This window comes from Campylobacter troglodytis (genome assembly GCF_006864425.1).
GTDB classification, from domain to species: domain Bacteria; phylum Campylobacterota; class Campylobacteria; order Campylobacterales; family Campylobacteraceae; genus Campylobacter_D; species Campylobacter_D troglodytis.
On sequence record NZ_QHLI01000014.1, the window covers coordinates 21,858 to 40,250 of the forward strand.

16 protein-coding genes are annotated in these 18,393 nt (G+C 36.8%); 12 read left to right on the plus strand and 4 right to left on the minus strand.

The window, feature by feature from the left end; genetic code table 11:
- Positions 1-98: 98 nt before the first annotated feature.
- The 6 genes from DMC01_RS04415 to DMC01_RS04440 all read left to right on the plus strand — a co-directional run bounded on the left by DMC01_RS04415 (position 99) and on the right by DMC01_RS04440 (position 6,317).
- Positions 99-2,297, plus strand: a complete 2,199-nt coding sequence (locus tag DMC01_RS04415; protein WP_142693084.1) for an NADP-dependent isocitrate dehydrogenase — start codon at positions 99-101, stop codon at positions 2,295-2,297.
- Positions 2,294-3,190, plus strand: coding sequence for a lactate/malate family dehydrogenase (locus DMC01_RS04420; protein ID WP_142693085.1), 897 nt, complete (start codon positions 2,294-2,296; stop codon positions 3,188-3,190). The genes DMC01_RS04415 and DMC01_RS04420 overlap by 4 nt, the downstream gene beginning before the upstream one ends.
- A gap of 39 nt (positions 3,191-3,229) precedes the next feature.
- Positions 3,230-3,538, plus strand: a complete 309-nt coding sequence (locus DMC01_RS04425; RefSeq protein ID WP_142693086.1) for a 4Fe-4S binding protein — start codon at positions 3,230-3,232, stop codon at positions 3,536-3,538.
- Between the two features lie 9 nt (positions 3,539-3,547).
- On the plus strand, positions 3,548-4,672 hold the full coding sequence (locus tag DMC01_RS04430; RefSeq protein WP_142693087.1) for a 2-oxoglutarate synthase subunit alpha: 1,125 nt from the start codon (positions 3,548-3,550) through the stop codon (positions 4,670-4,672).
- Entirely contained in the window at positions 4,672-5,520 is an 849-nt protein-coding gene (locus DMC01_RS04435; protein ID WP_142693088.1) for a 2-oxoglutarate ferredoxin oxidoreductase subunit beta, read from the plus strand. Before DMC01_RS04430 ends, DMC01_RS04435 begins: the two co-directional genes overlap by 1 nt.
- Positions 5,521-5,765: 245 nt before the next feature.
- On the plus strand, positions 5,766-6,317 hold the full coding sequence (locus tag DMC01_RS04440; protein WP_142693089.1) for a 2-oxoglutarate:acceptor oxidoreductase subunit OorC: 552 nt from the start codon (positions 5,766-5,768) through the stop codon (positions 6,315-6,317).
- On the opposite strand, the gene DMC01_RS04445 is transcribed toward DMC01_RS04440, so the two are convergent.
- From DMC01_RS04445 to DMC01_RS04460, 4 genes are all read right to left on the minus strand, one after another.
- Positions 6,314-7,210, minus strand: coding sequence for an SAM-dependent methyltransferase (locus tag DMC01_RS04445; RefSeq protein ID WP_142693090.1), 897 nt, complete (start codon positions 7,208-7,210; stop codon positions 6,314-6,316). The genes DMC01_RS04440 and DMC01_RS04445 overlap by 4 nt on opposite strands.
- Complete coding sequence (gene ruvX / locus DMC01_RS04450) at positions 7,197-7,583, minus strand: Holliday junction resolvase RuvX (protein ID WP_142693091.1); 387 nt, start codon at positions 7,581-7,583, stop codon at positions 7,197-7,199. The genes DMC01_RS04445 and ruvX overlap by 14 nt, the downstream gene beginning before the upstream one ends.
- A 724-nt stretch (positions 7,584-8,307) precedes the next feature.
- Positions 8,308-9,102: a DNA-processing protein DprA gene (locus tag DMC01_RS04455; protein ID WP_142693092.1), complete on the minus strand. Its 795-nt coding sequence runs from the start codon at positions 9,100-9,102 to the stop codon at positions 8,308-8,310.
- Positions 9,086-10,165: a divergent polysaccharide deacetylase family protein gene (locus DMC01_RS04460; protein ID WP_142693093.1), complete on the minus strand. Its 1,080-nt coding sequence runs from the start codon at positions 10,163-10,165 to the stop codon at positions 9,086-9,088. Before DMC01_RS04460 ends, DMC01_RS04455 begins: the two co-directional genes overlap by 17 nt.
- Before the next feature lie 274 nt (positions 10,166-10,439).
- Here DMC01_RS04460 and DMC01_RS04465 point away from each other — a divergent pair, with 274 nt between their 5' ends.
- From DMC01_RS04465 to DMC01_RS04485, 6 genes are all read left to right on the plus strand, one after another.
- On the plus strand, positions 10,440-12,365 hold the full coding sequence (locus DMC01_RS04465) for an RNB domain-containing ribonuclease (RefSeq protein WP_142693094.1): 1,926 nt from the start codon (positions 10,440-10,442) through the stop codon (positions 12,363-12,365).
- Between the two features lie 350 nt (positions 12,366-12,715).
- The gene (locus tag DMC01_RS04470) at positions 12,716-13,843 is read left to right on the plus strand and encodes a bifunctional 2-C-methyl-D-erythritol 4-phosphate cytidylyltransferase/2-C-methyl-D-erythritol 2,4-cyclodiphosphate synthase (RefSeq protein WP_142693095.1); all 1,128 of its coding nucleotides are present in this window, start codon (positions 12,716-12,718) and stop codon (positions 13,841-13,843) included.
- Between the two features lie 403 nt (positions 13,844-14,246).
- Positions 14,247-15,134 carry a DNA-binding transcriptional response regulator gene (locus tag DMC01_RS04475; protein ID WP_142693096.1) on the plus strand — a complete coding sequence of 296 codons (888 nt, stop codon included), beginning with the start codon at positions 14,247-14,249 and terminating at the stop codon, positions 15,132-15,134.
- The gene (locus DMC01_RS04480; RefSeq protein ID WP_142693097.1) at positions 15,112-16,266 is read left to right on the plus strand and encodes a sulfate adenylyltransferase; all 1,155 of its coding nucleotides are present in this window, start codon (positions 15,112-15,114) and stop codon (positions 16,264-16,266) included. Before DMC01_RS04475 ends, DMC01_RS04480 begins: the two co-directional genes overlap by 23 nt.
- 490 nt (positions 16,267-16,756) lie before the next feature.
- Positions 16,757-16,879: a hypothetical protein gene (locus DMC01_RS15820; RefSeq protein ID WP_282432250.1), complete on the plus strand. Its 123-nt coding sequence runs from the start codon at positions 16,757-16,759 to the stop codon at positions 16,877-16,879.
- Positions 16,880-17,153: 274 nt separating this feature from the next.
- On the plus strand, positions 17,154-18,239 hold the full coding sequence (locus DMC01_RS04485) for an Mrp/NBP35 family ATP-binding protein (protein ID WP_142693098.1): 1,086 nt from the start codon (positions 17,154-17,156) through the stop codon (positions 18,237-18,239).
- The last annotated feature ends 154 nt before the right edge of the window (positions 18,240-18,393 follow it).

The window sequence follows — 18,393 nt, forward strand, 5'->3', positions numbered from 1 at the left end:
TTATATTTTTTTTGATTAAATTTAAAGTAAATTTCCAAAAATGATTATTTTTTGTGTATAATCACAAAGGATAAAGAATTCACACATAAAGGAAAAAAATGACCTATACATTCACAGATGAATCACCAGCCCTTGCAACTCACTCTTTTTTGCCCATAGTTAAGGCCTTCTTAGGCAGTGCAAACATTAGAATTCAAACAGCTGATATTTCTTTAGCTGGAAGAATACTAGCAAGTTTTAATGAGCATTTAAACCCAGATCAAAGGTGCGAGGATGCCCTAGCTCAGCTAGGCGAGCTTGTTAAAAATCCAAACGCTATCTTAATAAAAACCCCAAATATCTCAGCCTCCATACCCCAACTAAAAGCAGCAATCAAAGAACTACAAGAAAAGGGCTTTAAGATCCCAAATTTTCCAGATGAGCCCAAAAATGAAGAGGAAAAAAAGATAAAGGAAAAATATCAAAAGGTGCTTGGTTCTGCTGTTAATCCTGTTTTAAGGCAAGGAAATTCAGATCGCAGATCAACAAAGGCTGTGAAAGAGTATGCAAAAAACAATCCCTACAAGGTAAGAGACTTTGAAAGTGGCTCAAAAACAAGGGTTTCTTATATGAAGGATGGGGATTTTTTCTCCAATGAAAAGGCTATTTTGCTTGATAAGGACTGTGTGGCAAGTATAGAATTTGTAGCTAGCGATGGGGCTGTTACTGTTTTAAAAGATAAATTAAATTTGCAAAAGAATGAAATTTTAGACTGTTCCTTTATGAGTGTTAAAAAGCTTGATGAATTTTATGAGGAGCAAATTAACAAGAGTAAAAAAGATAATCTGCTTTTGTCCTTGCACTTAAAGGCTACTATGATGAAGGTTAGTGATCCTGTGATTTTTGGGCACTGTGTTAAGACTTATTTTAAGGAGCTTTTCGATAAATTTGAGGCTGAATTTAAAAGCCTAGGCATAAATGAAAACAATGGCATAAGTGAGCTTTTAAGCAAGATTGAAGGATCAAGTAAAAAGGGTGAAATTTTAGCACTTTATAATGAAATTTTAGACAAAGGCGCTGATTTATCTATGGTAAATTCTGAAAAAGGCATTACAAATTTACATGTACCAAGCGATGTCATTGTCGATGCCTCAATGCCTGCTATGCTTAAAAACGGTGCAAAGCTTTGGGATAAAGAGAACAAGGAAAGAGATACCAATGCTCTTATACCAGATAAGACCTATGCTACCATTTATGAGGCTGTGCTAGAAGATCTTCATAAAAACGGAACCCTTAATCCTAGCAAATTAGGCTCTGTCTCAAATGTAGGACTAATGGCAAAAAAGGCACAAGAATACGGCTCTCACGATAAAACCTTCATAGCAAAGGACAAAGGAGCGGTTCGCATAGTAGCAGATGGCAATACCTTGCTTGAGCAAAAGCTTGAAAAAGGAGATATTTTTAGAGCCTGCCAAGCAAAATATGATGCCATTATAAACTGGATAGATCTTGGTATAAATAGATCAAAACAAGCAAACGAAGAGGCTATTTTTTGGCTTGATGAAGCAAGGGCAAGCGATAAGATCATGATAAAGCTTGTTAAGGATAGATTGAAAGAACAAGGCGTGAATTTAGAGATACTAAGTCCAAAGGAAGCTTGCTTAAAAAGCTTAGCTCTAATTAGGGCTGGAAAGAATGTCATTAGCATTACGGGCAATGTTTTAAGAGATTATCTAACAGATCTCTTTCCTATCTTAGAGCTTGGCACAAGTGCAAAGATGCTCTCTGTTGTGCCTATGCTTAATGGAGGGGCTATGTTTGAAACAGGAGCAGGAGGATCAGCACCAAAGCAAGTAGAACAGCTAGTGCAAGAAAATCATCTTCGCTGGGATAGCCTTGGTGAGTTTTTAGCCTTGCAAGCTAGCTTGGAATTTTTTGCTGAAAAAAGAAGAAACCACAAGGCAAAGATCCTAGCTCAGTGTCTTGATGAGGCTATAGGCAATTGGCTAGAAAATAACAAAAATCCTTCAAGAAAGGTAAAAGAGGATGACAATAGAACGAGTCATTTTTATTTGGCTATGTATTGGGCAAATGAGCTTGCAAGACAGGGTTATGAAAAGGAACTTCAAATGATCTTTAAGGATGTGTCCGATGAATTAAGTGGCAATGAAGAGGAAATTAGGGCTGAGTTCATTGATGAGCAAGGAAAAAAGGTTGATTTAGGTGGATATTATAAGCTTGATGAGGAAAAGGCAAAGAAAATTATGTGTCCTAGCAAGATCTTTAATGATATAATAGCAAGCATTCCCCAACAATGAAGATAACAGTAATAGGAACAGGCAATGTAGGCTTAAGCATAGCTTACGGCTTGATTTTAAGAGGGCTTTGCACTGAGCTTGTTTTGATAGATAGAAATGAAAACAAGCTTATGGCTAGAGACTTGGATCTAGGACAGAGCATAGCCGTTTTAAATCTTGACATCAAGCTTACTTGCACAAGTGATTATAAAGAGTGCAAAGATAGTGACATAGTTATTTTTTGTGCAGGGGCTACCAGAAAAGAGGGGCAAAGTAGAGCCGAGCTTTTAAAGATAAATTCAGAGATCTTGCTTGACTGTGCTAGAAAGGTAAAAGAATTCAGCCCAGATCCTCTTTTCATACTGCTTACAAACCCTGTTGATTTACTGTTAAACATACTTTATGAAAGCAAGATCTTTAAGAGTAAAAAGATAGTAGCAATGGCAGGTGTGCTTGATAATGCTCGTTTTAAATACGAACTTTCAAAGAAATTTAACTGCTTAAATTCAGATCTAGACACCAAACTCATAGGCTTTCATAATGATGATATGGTGCTTTTAAAATCTCATTCCTCGTACAAAAATCAAAAGATAACAGAGCTTTTAAGCGAAAACGAGCTTGAATTTATAGAAAATGAGGTAAAAATAGGAGGGGCAAAGCTTATTAAATACCTTGGAACCTCTGGTTATCTAGCCCCAGCCACCGCCTGTATTAGAATGATCGAAGCTCTTAGAACGGGTGAGTTTTTGGTGATGACTGTTATCTTAGAAGGACAGTATGGAGTAAAGGCTAAGGCTCTTGGGGTTTTAGCTAGATTAGGACTAAATGGGGTCATTGAGCTTTTAGATTTAAAATTAAGCGAGGAAGAGCAAGATAAGCTTGATGAATCTTTGAGAAAAAGTGATTATATATAAAGGAAATTTTATGAAACTAACTGTGGTTAAGGAGAAAAGATGAGTATGATTGCTCCAAAGGATACACCTGTTTGGGTGGATGAGCACAACTGTAAGGCTTGCAATATCTGCGTTAGCTACTGTCCTGCTGGAGTTTTGGCTATGCGTGATGAGGCTAGTGCTGTTATGGGAAAGATGATTGAGGTTATCCACCCTGAGTCCTGTATAGGTTGCAGTGAATGTGAGGTTCATTGCCCTGACTTTGCCATTATGGTCGCTACAAGGGCTGAGTTTAAATTCAACAAACTTACCCCAGAAGCAAAAGAAAGAGCTTCTTTAATCAAGCAAAATAATTACAAGAAAGTGTAGGTGCTTGATATGAGAGAACTAGTAGCGTCTGGAAATATTTTGGTTGCCAAGGCAGCCATTGAGTGTGGTTGTAGATTTTTTGGAGGCTATCCCATCACTCCAAGCTCTGAAATAGCCCACGAGCTTTCAAAGCTCTTACCTGCAAATGATGGCACCTTCATACAAATGGAGGATGAAATTTCAGGCATAAGCGTAACCATAGGTGCGGCTATGAGTGGGGTTAAGGCTATGACTGCAAGTTCTGGTCCTGGGATTTCTTTAAAGGCTGAGCAAATAGGCTATGCTTTTATAGCTGAAATTCCTCTTGTCATCGCTAATGTTATGCGCGGAGGTCCCTCAACTGGCCTTCCTACTCGCGTGGCACAAGGAGATCTTTGGCAAGCAAAGGCACCAACTCATGGAGATTATGCAAGTATAGCCCTAGCCCCTGCTTCCTTGGAGGAATCTTACAATGAAACTGTTCGAGCCTTTAATCTATCAGAACAGCTAATGACTCCTGTATTTTTGCTTCTTGATGAGACTGTTGGGCATATGAATGGCAAGGCTAGAATTCCTGATTTAAATGAGCTTAAAATCATAAATAGAGCTAAATTCAGCGGAGATAAGAAAGATTACAAGCCCTACGCAGCAGCACCAAATGAAGCAGCCGTTCTCAATCCCTTCTTTGAGGGTTATCGCTATCACATCACAGGGCTTCACCACGGAGACATAGGCTTTCCAACCGAGGATGGAGAGATAGTTAAAAGAAATATAGAAAGGCTCTTTGGCAAGATTAAAAGTAGGGTTGATGAAATTTGCACCTATGAGGAGTTTATGCTTGATGATGCTGATTTTTTAATTATAGCTTACGGTAGCGTTTCTCGCTCTGTTAAGGATGCCATAGCTCGTTTGAGGGATCAGGGCATTAAAGTTGGCTTATTTAGACCCATCACCTTGTATCCTGTGGCTGAAAAGAAGATAGCACAGGTTGTAAATAGCTTTAAAAAGGTTATGGTTTGTGAGTTAAATATGGGGCAGTATTTAGAGGAGATAGAAAGGGCAAGTAAGAGAGATGATTTAATTGCCTTTGTTAGGGCAAATGGCAGAACCCTAACTCCAAGTGAGATTATGACTAAGGTAAAGGAGTATATATAATGGCTTTTGATTATGATGAATACTTAAGAGTGGATAAGATGCCTACTCAGTGGTGCTGGGGCTGTGGGGACGGAGTGGTGCTTAAATGCATCATTCGTGCCATTCAAAAGATAGGCTGGAAGATGGATGATGTATGCCTTGTTTCTGGCATAGGATGTAGTGGGAGGATGAGTTCTTATGTAAATTGCAACACCGTTCATACCACCCACGGACGAGCCATAGCCTATGCTACGGGTATAAAGTTGGCAAATCCTAGCAAGAAGGTTATTGTGGTAAGTGGGGACGGAGATACCCTTGCAATCGGTGGTAATCACACCATACACGGTTGCAGAAGAAATGTAGATCTAACCCACATAGTTATAAATAACTTTATTTATGGACTTACAAATTCACAAACTTCTCCCACAACTCCGCAAGGTTTTTATACAGTTACAGCCCAAAAGGGAAATATAGATCCAAATTTTGATGCTTGTAAGCTTACAAAGGCAGCAGGGGCTACCTTTGTAGCCAGAGGCAATGTAATAGAAGCAGCCAAGCTTGAAAATCTCATCTACAAAGCCCTAGCTCACAATGGATACAGCTTTGTTGATGTCTTTTCAAACTGTCATATAAATTTAGGACGAAAGAACAAAATGGGCGAGGCAACTCAGATGCTTGAGTGGATCAAGGGCTTAATTGTCGATAAATCAAGCTTTGACAAGCTAGAAACAGAAGAGGAAAGAAAGGGTAAGTTTCCAACAGGAATCTTGCATCAAGATAATGACAGGGCTGAGTATTGCCACGCTTATGAAGAGGTTCGCAGAGCCTTTAAAGAAAAAAGGATGGTTGATCTAGCAGCCTTAAAATAGCCCTTGTGCTTTTAAGACGAGCTAGTTTATAAGCCTTGAATTTGCAACTTAAAATTCAAGGCTTTAAATTCAAGGCTTTTTGCAAAAAGTGTCAATTTGTGCTTTTAAGAATTCAAAAAAAGGCTAAAAATTCACGGCATTTATTAAATTTAAATGTGAATTTTTTAAAGATGCTTTTAGATTAAAAAAGAACATTTTAAAATTCAAGGCTTTTAAAAAAAGGAAAATTCAAAAAGGGGTTTAAGATGAAATACCAGCTAAGATTTGGAGGAGAAGGGGGACAAGGAGTTATCACAGCAGGTGAGATCCTAGCTGAAGCAGCCATAGAAGAAGGAAGGTCTGCTTTTAAATGCTCCACCTACACCTCACAGGTTCGAGGAGGTCCTACTAAGGTTGATATTATCATAGATGATAAAGAAATCTTGTTTCCTTATGCCACAGAGGGCGAGGTGGATTTTATGCTCTCAACTGCCGATAAGGGTTATAGGGAATTCAACGAGGGCGTTAAGGAAGGCGGGATCATTGTCATTGATCCAAATTTGGTTCATCCAAAAGAAGAAGATTATAAAAGGTGGAAGATCTATAAGATTCCCATCATCACCATAGCCAAGGACGAGGTTGGAAATGTCGCCACCCAGTCTGTAATAGCCCTAGCCATAGCCGCTTATATGAGTAAATGCATAGATCTTGATCATCTTAAAACAACTATGCTTGAAAGTGTGCCACCCAAAACAAAGGATGCAAACGCAAAGGCCTTTGATCTTGGTATAAAATATGCCAAAGAAGTAGGCGCCTAGCCTAGCTTTTTAAGCCTAGCTATGAAAAAGCCCTGATGAAGCTCATCAGAGACTATCCTTCTGGCAAAATTTGCAAGATCTTCATTGCTAGAAAATGCATTTATGCTTTGTGCCTTGTCTAAATTCAAGGGCATCATTTTTAGCTTGAATTTAGAATTCAAGGCATTTTCTATGACCTCTTCATTTTCTTCTTTTAAAAAGGTGCAAGTGCTATAAACAAGCTCCCCTCCTATCTTTAAGGCATTTAGGGCTGAGTGTAAGAGCTTTTTTTGAAGCAAGGACAGGCTTTTTATCTCCTTGTAGCTTTTTTGTGCTTTAAAGCCAAGCTTAGCAAAGCTTGAACAAGGTGCATCAACTAGGATCTTATCAAAGCTTAAAGCACAAAGTTTGCCTATGATCTTGCCATCTTTGTTAAAGCATCTTGCATTATCAACTGAGTACTTTTTTAAATTTTCTTTCAGTAAAAAAAAGCGATCCTTACTCACTTCAACGCAAGATAAAACCCCAAGCTTAGACATAAAATTTGCCAAATTTATACTCTTTCCACCAGGAGCAGCACAAAGATCCAAAACCCTTTCATTTGCCCTTGCATTTAAATTTTTAGCAGCCAAATACGAGCTATGATTTTGAAGATAAAAATGCCCTAAATTATAATCTTTAAGCCTTGTAAGCCTTGATTTATCTTCAAAAGCAAGCTTATAACAAAACTCATCAAGTCTAAGAAAGGCAAAGCCTTCTTTTTTAAACAGCTCCTCTAAACTCTTATCATCACACTTTAAGGCATTCAAAAAGACACATAGTTCCTTTGGTCTTTCAAAGGAGTTAAGAATTTGCTCATAAAGATCCTTGCTATAAAGTGCTTTAAGATAGGCATTTAAATCAAAATAAGCCAAAAAATTCCCTTATCATCAAAAGTGCTGCAAGTGAGTCTAAGGTGCCATCTTTTTTGCGTGAATTTTTATTTCTTAAAAGGGCTGCTTCCTTGCTAGTAAAGCTCTCATCCACAAAATGTATCTTTCCTTCAAAGCCAAGCAAAGCCACAAAATGATCAGCTCTTTTTTTCATCTCCTCCTCGCTCTTGCCCCCCCTTGGCACACCAATTATAAGGCTTGTTATTTTATGCTCTTCTAAAATAGCCCTTATTTCAGCTGCTGCTTGCCTTGCGTTTTTTCTAAGAACAGCCCTTAATGGCAAGGCTATCTTAGCATCCACACAAAGTGCTATTCCTATTCGCTTTAAGCCAAGATCAAGACAAAGAGCATTCATTTACACACCTTCACTTTAAATACTTTGTAATTTAAAACAGTTTTTTCATAAAACAAAGCCAAAGGACTTTTTAAACAATAAATTATATAGCTCAATTAAACTTAACAAGATCTTATCAATTTTAATAAATTTTGATGAGAAGTTTGTCCTAAAATTTTTGTCTTAATTTCTTTTAAATGAAGGACAAAATTTTCTTTTCCACTAAATTTGGCAAGTTTAAACCTTGCAAAGCCCCTTCTATTTACAGTTACAAGACGCGTAATGCGAAGTAACAAAGCTCACAAGTTCATTGATATAATTTCGTGCCTTTACAAACTCACTATATTTTACAAAATCTTGTGTCTTTGCTTTGCAAAGTAAAAATAACTCTTACTCTCTTCAATCTCAGCACTCATTTTATAAGCCTTTTCACACTCTTTAAGGGTTAAAATGTGAATTTATTTGAAAATTTTACACAAACTTTGATGAGAAATTTGACAAAAGCGTTTTTTCGCCTCTAAATCAAGGCTTCTTGCAAAGTAAGGGGCATAAAAGGCGAAGTAAAAAATATTTCAAAATTTCCCTTAAATTTGGCAAAATTCACAAACGGATCTTTATTTTTAATATGATTTAACTTAAAAACCCCTTGGTTTAAGTTTAATTGAGACTTAAACACTTTGTAATTTAAAACAGTTTTTGCATAAAACAAAGTCAAAAGACTTTTTAAACAATGAATTTTAATGTCCTAAATTTTTGTTTTAACCATAACGCCTTGAATTTCAAGCTTGCCGTCTAGCTCATACTCATAAATTTTATCCTTAAATTTCTTCAAGGCCTCATTTAAGCTAACCCCTCTTTTGCAAAAGGCTAGAATTTCATCCTCTTCCTCGCAAACTTCTTTAAAATCATTTCCTAAATTCAAAGAACTTGCCAAAGCCCTTGCAAAGCCCTTAAAATCACTTATTAGTTTTATTTTACCCTGGGCTAAAAGCTCATTTGTCCCATCGCTCTCACCCACCCTTTGAGGCAGGGTATAGACCCTTTTGCCAAGCCTTAGAGCGAGGTTGGCACTGTGTAAGGACCCACTTTTCATATCTGCTTGTGCTATGATTATATGCTCACAAAGTGCTATTATAAGGCGGTTTCTTAGTAAAAAATCCTCGCGTCTTGGCATATACTCGCCCTCGTTTTCGCTCAAAGCTAAGGCATCTGTGTAAATTTGTCTTATGATTTTTTCATTACTTTTTGGATAAATTTGATTAAGCCCATTTGCAAAAATACCTATGGTACAAGGCATAGCGCCCATATGTGCTGTAATATCAACGCCCAAGGCTCCCCCACTTACCACGCAAAAGCCAGCATTTTTCAAACAACTTGCAAGTTCTAAAACACAGCCTTTTGTATAAACACTCATCTTGCGAGAGCCTATGATGGCTATTTTTGGACGGTTTAAAAGAGATAGATCTCCCTTGTAATAAAGCTTCTTAACAGCTTGTTTTAAGCCCTTAAACTCCAAAGGAAACTCAGTCATTAAGTTCATCAAAAACCTCGCTTAGATACACTAAATTCACAGTTTCAAGTAGCTTCTTACTCTCAGTTAGAGCCTTGAAGGTATTTTTTCTAGGATGGGCTATGGCTATGGCAAAGCCCTTTTTGTGGGCTAGATTTACAGCCTTTTTGATCTGTTTTTTTATGGCATCAACCTCATCTGCATTGTCTAAAAAAATATCTCTTTTTATGGGAATTTGTCCAAATTCCTTAGCCACCAAAGAAGCCTTAGACGAGCCTATGGTTATGGAATCAACAAAGATTAGCCCGTGTCTTTGAAAGGATTTAAAAAGCTTTCTCATAGCCTTTATGTCGCTTGTAAATAAGCTTCCTGTGTGATTATTTATGAATTTAATCCCAGCAAAATCCCTAACCACACTATCAACAGTTAAATCTATATGCTCTTGTTCATCCTCAGGCTTTAAGGTTTGTATCTCTTCATTTTTAAAATTCATAGCAGCTAAGGGAAGATGAACCATAAAAAAGTCAAATTCCTTTGCTAAGATATGAGTTCTTGGATGATTTTTATCAGGAGGGAAAAAGCTTGGGGTCAGTTTTAGCTTACTTGCTTTTAGCCATCTTACCTGCTCGCTACTTGCCATATCATCTATAATTATGCTTAATCTTGGCTTACTTTTATCCTCTTTGAATTTTAAGCTTGTTTCCTTGCTGACATTTTTTTCCTCCTTAAAGCTAAAGTCTTTTAGCAATTTAAAAAATTCATTATCTTGATTAAAAAGCCTAGTTTTATTAAGGTCTAATTCTATGAAGATGCTCGTATTTGTATCCCTTGTAAAAACTTCATTTCTAGTCCTTAAAGCATCTGCTTGAGGCTTGAATTCTTTTGGATCATAATCAGCAAACAAGCCTTTTATAGTGCCTCCCTCTTGCTTTGTTTGATTGTTTTCTTGTATTTTTGGAGGCAAGGCTTGATTATTTTGAGCCACTGTTACTTGCAAAGAATGCACCTGTCTTTCATTAAAGAGCAAAAATCCAGCAAAGCTAGTTAAAATCACCAAGATAAAAAGCAATATAAAAATAAGATATTTATTCAATTTTTTTCTTTTTTATGAATTTAAAGCTATATTATAGCAAACTTGAAAGCTTTTGAAAAAGATCTAGCTTAATCAAAATAAGTTTTCAAATGCTTTTTACTAAAAATTTGCTAGAATTTTTAATAAAATGATTACAAAAAAGTATGTTGTGATACTGAGTGTGTTAATGTCTTAAAAAGTAGCTTTTTTAAAACGAAGCTTCTTTGATAAAAGGACAAGTTTATATAATCAACATTTTTTTAAAAAGAGCCAATCAAAACTACAAAGAAAAACAGTGAAAGATTTTTTAAAAAGCCTATCCTTTGGACTGAGTGTAAGGGAAGTAAATAACGAGTTCAAGCAGTATTTAAGAGAGCTTAATGAATGCGAGATTATCAAAGAGCATAAGGGCAAGTTTTATCTAAACAATGGCTTTGTCTTTGGTAAAATAGACATTTCAAGCAGAGGCACAGGCTTTTTAAGACCCTTTGATGAGGGTTTTAGTAGGGATTTACTCATCGAAGCAAGGGATTTAAGGGGTGCAAACTACGGCGATATAGTAGCTTGCAAGCTTTTAAGCTACAAAAGAGCTCGTCCTTGTGCGAAGGTGGTCTTAGTGCTACAAAGGGCAAATGCCACCTGCCTTGTCATCACTAAAAAATACGGCAATGCCGTGCTTGGAATGAACATAAAAACAGGGCTAAGCACGTCCTTAAAAGCAAGTCAAAAATCCCTAAAAGCCCTCCCACTTGGCTCTTTGCTTAAAATTAACAACGCAAACAACGAAATCATCGAGGTCTTAGGACACATTGACGATGAAAGTGTGGATGAGAAGATCTCCCTAGCCCTTTATAACAAAAACGATGAATTTAGCAGCACTTGCCTTGATGAGTCGGGTGCAAATGGCGATTTTGTCGATGCTAGTATGTATCCAACACGGGTAGATTTAAGGCATTTAGCCTTTTGCACCATAGACCCCATTGACGCAAAGGACTTTGACGATGCTATTTATTATGATAGCACTGAAAATGCTTTGTTTGTGGCTATTGCCGATGTGAGCGAGTATGTATTTGCTTTTAGTGCTACTGATAAGGAGGCTAGAAACCGTGGCTTTTCCATATACTTTCCGCACAAGGCTGTGCCTATGCTGCCACGAAGTTTAAGCGAAAATATCTGTTCCTTAAAGCCAAACGAGGACAGGTTAGCATTTGCCTTTAAAATCAGCTTTGATGAGAGTGGCGAGGTTAAAAAAGAGGAGCTTTTTGAGGCTATCATCAACTCCAAATGCCGCTTTAACTACGGTGAAATCGATGAAATCTTGCAAAAAAAGCCAAATTTAAGGCATTTAAATTGGCTTTACGAGCTAGTAAATAAAATGCAAAAGGAAAGAAAAAAAAGGCTTAAAAATGCCTTTGAATTTCGCACAAATGAGCTTAAAATGAGCCTTGATGAGAGGGGGCATTTGCAAGGCACAAGGTATGAAAGCGACACGCCCTCTCATCAGCTAATTGAGGACTGTATGCTACTTGCAAACAAGGTAGCAGCAAGGCTTATAGAGGGGGTGGGTATTTTTAGAAATCACGCCACGGCGGATAACAAAAAGATTACGAAACTACTCACAGAGCTTTCCCAGCTTGGCATAGATGCGAAATTCAAGCCAAATTTAGCCCAGCTTATAAAAGAAATTCAAGCCATAGCAGGTGAAATGGGACTTAGAGAAGAGGTAGATAAGCTAATAATCAAGGCTCAAAAAAAGGCTGAGTATGCAAGCCAAAACGAGGGACATTTTGGGCTTGGCTTTGAAAGATACACACATTTTACAAGCCCTATTCGTAGATATTCTGACTTAATTTTACACAGACTTTTAAAGGCGAGAAATGATGAAAAAACTTATAAATACTTGCTTTTAAACATAAATAGCATCTGTGAAGCTTTAAGCGTGCTTGAAAGGGAGGCTGATAAGGTTGCTTGGGACTTTATGAAACGCAAATTTGCAAGATGGGCTATAAATCAAGTTGGCAAACGCTTTAAGGCTTATATCATTGAAAACACGGGCATTACAATAGCCAAGCTGGACGATGAGATTAAGGGCTGTGAGGTGATTTTAAGTGAAAATTCACTGAATTTACTTGAAAAGATTGAGCTTGAAATCACAAATGCTGACATAGTAGCGGCAAAGGTTTTTGGGAGATTTTGTAGACGTTTAGAAGATGAAACTTAGCTTGAGAGGCTTTGTGAATTTTAGCTTTTTGTGTGAGTTTAAATCTAGATCTAGCTTCTTAGTTTGCTAAATAAGGATGATAGATAGCCAAAAGAAGTTATAAATTGTGCGTGAATTTATCTTGTTAAAAAGCTAGTATTTCATTATTTGCATTGTGTTTTTTCTATAAAAACTTTCAATAAAATTGAGTAAAATTTACACAAAGTATGGGTGAATTTGAAATTTTTAGGCTATAATTAGCTTTTTTAAAGAAGCTTGAATTTGTGGTATTAAGATTTTATAAAAATTCACCACAAAACATTTAAAGCTCATATGTTTAAAACAGTGATTTATTAAAAGAAAGGAAGCCAATGTCAAAGGCACTTGATCTAAGCCTTGTAATGCTAGCTGCTGGGGAGTCAACTCGCTTTAAACTGCCTTGCAAGAAGCAGTTTTTAAGGCTGGGTGGTGAGCCTTTATGGCTTTATGCAAGTAAAAATATAAGCGAGTGTTACCCCTTTAAAAAGGTGATTATAGCCTCTAATGAGCCAAGCTATATGCGTAAATTTGCCCCTCATTATGAGTTTGTAAGCGGCGGTGCTAGTAGGACTCAAAGCCTTAAAAATGCTTTAAAAAAGATTGAAAGCGAATTTGTGCTAGTAAGCGATGTAGCAAGGGTTTTAATCAGCAAGGAGCTAGTTTTTAAGCTCATTGAAAATGCCAAGAATGCCGAGTGTATAAGCCCTGCCTTAAAGGTAGCTGATACAGTGCTTTATAATGATGAGCCCATTAAAAGAGAGCAGATCAAACTCATTCAAACTCCACAGCTTTCACGCACCGCACTTTTAAAAAAAGCCTTGCAAAGTGGGGCAGAATTTACAGATGATAGCACTGCTGTGGCTAGTGCGGGGGGTAAAATTTGGTTTGTAGAAGGCGAGGAAAAGGCTCATAAAATCACCTTTAAAGAGGATTTAAAAAGACTTAAACTACCAGCACCTACAAGTGAAATTTTTTGCGGAAATGGCTTTGATGTGCATGCCTTTGGAAAAGATCGTCCTTTGATTTTAGGTGGCATTGAGGTGCATAAAAGTATGGGAGTTAAGGCTCATTCAGATGGGGATTTAATAGCACACGCTCTAATTGACGCACTTTTAGGAGCTGCTAGTTTAGGAGACATTGGCACGGTTTTTCCTGATACAGATGCTAAATTTAAAGATGCTAATTCTATGAAGCTTTTACAAACTGTGTATAAAAGGGTTTTAGAGCTTGGCTATGAGCTTGTAAATGCGGATTTAACTGTAATTGCCGAGCAGCCAAAATTAGCCAAATTCAAAGAAGAAATAGCCTTTAATGTATCAAAATGCTTGGGAGTGGCTGAGTTTCGCATAAATGTCAAGGCTACAACCAGCGAGAAGATGGGCTTTATAGGACGAGGCGAGGGCATAGGGGTGCTAGCAAATGTGAATTTGAGGTATTTTAATTGGGTTAATTATGTATGAATTTACAAGGTTTTGATTCTAAATTAGCTAGGCTTGTCTTTTGGCGATAAATCGCTTTTAACAAACTTCGCCAGACATTTCGTTTTCAGTCTAGCCTCGTTTGCCAAAAGAGCTTTCTTGCTCGAAATACTGTGTCTTAAATTTAAAATTCACGGAAAATTCATGTTTCCTTGTGAATTTTCAATGAGGGCAAAAATTTCAATAATGTTTAAAAAAGAAGCTCAAATTCAAAGCAAAAATTCAAAATCTATGTAAATTGCGAGATAGAAGTTGCAAAAATGATACACAGGCTAAAAATTGCTAAAAAGTGAAAATTTGGCTTGAATTTTAACAAAAATACTAAAATTTTTAGCTAAAATTCACACAAATTTTATAAAAATGTGTAAAATCGTAAAGGTGCAAAATGAGGGTTTTAATCATAGAAAACGAGCTATACCTAGCTCAAAGCATTGCAAACAAGCTTAGCGAGCTAGGATATAGTTGCGAGCTAGCAAATAGCACAGCTCAAATCAAAGCAAATATCCGCTATGATGTGCTTTTATTATCTACAAATGTATTAGGCTTTGAAAGGCTTATTTCACATAATAAACAAGCTGTGATTATATTGATGGTTTCTTATATAAGCGTTGATACTGTTGTTGAGCCTTTGAGGATGGGAGCAAGTGATTACATACAAAAGCCCTTTATGGTTGAAGAGCTTGTAAGAAAGATCAAACACCATCAGCACTACAAGGAGCTTAACCTCATAAACAAGGCTTATAATGATTACATAAGCTCAAAGCTCTCATCCATCAAACTTGCAAATTTTAATTACAAAAAGATAAAACCTCCCTTCGTGCTAAAAACACACAAACAAATCAACGCCGATGCCTTCGTATTTAACTACATAAAGGCTCACAGTCTTAGCTTTTCTTGTGTGGATCTTCAAGAATTTGAGCTAAGTGAAAAGCTTTTAAGAACTATGAGTAAAAATCAGCTACTTTTTATAATGAACTATCAGTGCTTAAAAAATGAGGATCAAAAACATTGGTTTAAAGAATTTGATAAAAAAACAGTCATTATACATTCAAGCTCTGAGCTAGAAAACTGTGAGCTTTTAACCCTTGATCTAAACGATGCTGAAAAGGATCTATCTAATAACGAGATCCTAACCATAGATGAATATGTTCGCTATGTAATAATAAACTATCAAAACACCCTGCCAGATACAGATCTATCCAAAAAGCTTGGCATTTCGCGCAAGAGCTTGTGGGAGAAAAGGAAGAAATATGGGCTTACAAAGAAGAGATAGTATAGTTTTAAGCAAGAGTGAATTAGAGCTTTTTAAGCTTATAAAAGAAGGAGTGCTAGGACCTTGTACTCATTTAATGGATCAAAAAGAGATCGATTTAGTGCTTAAAACTCAGCGCTTTGAAGGTGAATTTACCCCCTACACCCTTGCCTTTTCATCCCCTAAGCTAAGCTTTAATGAACTTAGTGAGAAAAAGACCTACAAGCTAGTTTGTGAAGATGAGGTGGTAGGAAGCCTTGAACTTAAAGAAAAATTTCAGATCAAAGGCGACATCAAAAGCATATTTAATCCAAATTTTTGCTACATAGATGAAACTATGAGAACTTATATAGCAGGGGATTTTGAGCTTAAAGCTTCTAAGATCAAAGATATAAAGCAAGATTTTCTTTCCTTAAAGGCTCATTTTAAAGCACAAAAAATCACAGCCATCATAGCCAATCTTGATCCCTTACATAAAGCGCACGAGAGGATTTTTCGCTGGGCTATTGATAATTCTGATCTTATAGTTATCTTTTTGATGGAATCTTACGAGCTAAATGGGCTTGACTTTGAGCTTAAAAAAAGATGCTTGGAAAAATTTGTGGATCTTTATCTGCCAAAGGAGAGGATCTTTATCTTTCCCTTAAAGGATCTTAGTCTTTTTAACGCACACTTAAATGTGATCTTAGAGGCAAAGATAGCTAAAAATATAGGTTGTAATCAGATCGTAGTGGGGCAAAATCACGCAGGGCTTGGGCTTTTTTATGAGGATAATAAAACAAAAACTGTTTTTGACGAGCTAGCCAAAAACTTTGGCATTGAGGTTACTGTGCTTCCTGAGTTTGTGTATTGCAACCAGTGCAAGATCAGCGTTTCAACGCATTCTTGTCCTCACGGACCTTCTTATCACATCAAATTTCACACAAATTCTTTGAAAGAGCTTTTAAAAACAGGGATCATTCCTCCAACCATCTTTATGAGAAGGGAGATCTCAGCTTTAATACTAAGCTATCTCTTTCCTAACCGTTTTAAAAACATCCAAATGATCTATAATGATCTCTTTCCTCATGTATTATTGCCCTCAAAAAAGATTAAAGACGAGGATCTTTACGAACAGCTAATAAGTATGTATCAGCTTACCTATATGGTTTAATGCTTTGTGAATTTTAAATGGCTTTTAAATTCAAAGCTTTTTTATACAAGGTGTTGAATTTTGTTTGTATTGTGCTGTGTTAAGTGTCTAATCTTTATCATACTGAGCGTGTGCTAAGAAGCTTAAACTTAACATTGTCATTCTGAGGGAGCGAAGTAAGCGAAGTGAGTTAAGTATCAAAAGCCTATACTTGTTATACTAAGCGTAGCGAAGTATCTCAATCATTTGTCATACTGAGCGTGTGCTAAGTATCTCAAAATAACGCAAAGTTTGTCATACCAAGCGAAGTATCTCGTAATTCAAAAAGAGATATTTCGTTTTCTACGAAAACTCAATATGACAAAAATTCAAAAAAGTTCTTAAATTCTTGTCATACCAAGCGAAATGAAGTATCTCAATCATTTGTCATACTGAGCGTGTGCTAAGTATCTCAATAAAACAGAGATATTTCGCTTTTGCAAAGCCTCAATATGACAAAGAGTTCTTCTATGTGGAAGATCTTATTTCTTTACTCTCAAAACCATTAAATGGTGGGTATAAAAAGCTTGAAAACCCAAATCCCTACCACTTGTCAAGCTGGGCAAAGTATCTTGGTATTGATTTAAAGGCTTGATTTTTCATATTTCAAACGCTTTGCAAGGCTTATTATGGCAAAGTGCTTTTGAAATTTCTATTATAAAAAGCATAAATTCACTCTATCTTCGAGGCTTAATCTACAAAAAGCTTGCTAAATTTACCCATCTTCTCAGTTTGGCTTTGAATTTAGAAAGAATTTTTTGCTAAAATCATTTTTTAAGTTTTTAAAAATGCTTAAAAATTGCATCAAATCAAGATCAAAATTATAAAAAAAGTTTAAAATTTCACAGCAAATTCACAAAGAGGCAAAGATGAAAGAAAAGATTACACAAAGGCTTAAAACAGTTAAATACCCAGGCTTTAACAAGGACATAGTAAGTTATGGCTTTGTTAAAAGCGTTGAGATTTTAAACGAGAATTCAGCAAAAATAATCTTAGAAATAGTCTCAGCAAATCCACAAACCAAGCAAGAGCTTGAAAAAAGCGTCTTAGAGGTATTAAAAGAGTTAAATTTAAATGAAATTCAGCTTACCATAAATCAGCCAGCCCCCCCAAAAGAACAAAGCAATTCCCAAAGTGGCAAGAATATAGCCCCACAAATTAAAAGCTTTGTGATGATTTCAAGTGGCAAGGGAGGGGTTGGAAAAAGCACCACAAGCGTGAATTTGGCGATTTCACTCGCACAAATGGGAAAAAAGGTGGGGCTTTTAGACCTTGATATTTACGGACCCAACATACCCAGAATGCTTGGCTGTATGGGCGAAAATCCAAGGCTTATAGACACAAAGATTGTGCCTATTTTAACTCACGGCATATTTATGATGAGTATGGGTGTGCTTGTGGGCGAGGGCGAGGGGCTGATGTGGAGGGGTCCTATGGTGATGAAGGCTGTTTCTCAGCTTTTAAGCGATGTTTTGTGGGATGAGCTTGATATAATGATACTTGATATGCCACCAGGCACAGGAGATGCCCAAATGACAATAGCTCAAAGCATACCTGTAACCACAGGTGTTTGTGTATCCACACCTCAAGCTGTCTCTCTTGATGATAGCAAAAGGGCCCTTGATATGTTTAGCAAGCTTCACATACCAGTAGCAGGTATAATCGAAAATATGAGTGGTTTTATCTGCCCTGATAATGGCAAGGAATACGACATTTTCGGCAAGGGAGGGGCAGAGCTTTTAGCAAAGGACTACAAATGCGAAATCCTAGCCCACATACCCATAGAAATGGGCATTCGTGAGGGAGGAGATAGTGGAAAGCCCGTTAGCTTTTATGCAAAAGAAAGTGAGAGTGCGAAAAGATATATGCAAGCAGCTGCTAAAATTTGGGACTTTGTAAGCGAGATAAACGCAAAAGGCGGAGCGGATAATTCAGCCATTCAGCCGACAAGGTAAGGCTTTTTGTGAATTTTAGCATTTTTTGTAAAAAAATTCACGCTTTGCGTGAATTTTTTTGAATAAAAGATGACAAGGCGAAGTATTGCGAGACGATTTTAAGGGTTGTGCGAGCAAACGAGTGCGGATAGAACAATGTGGTTCATCCGCACGA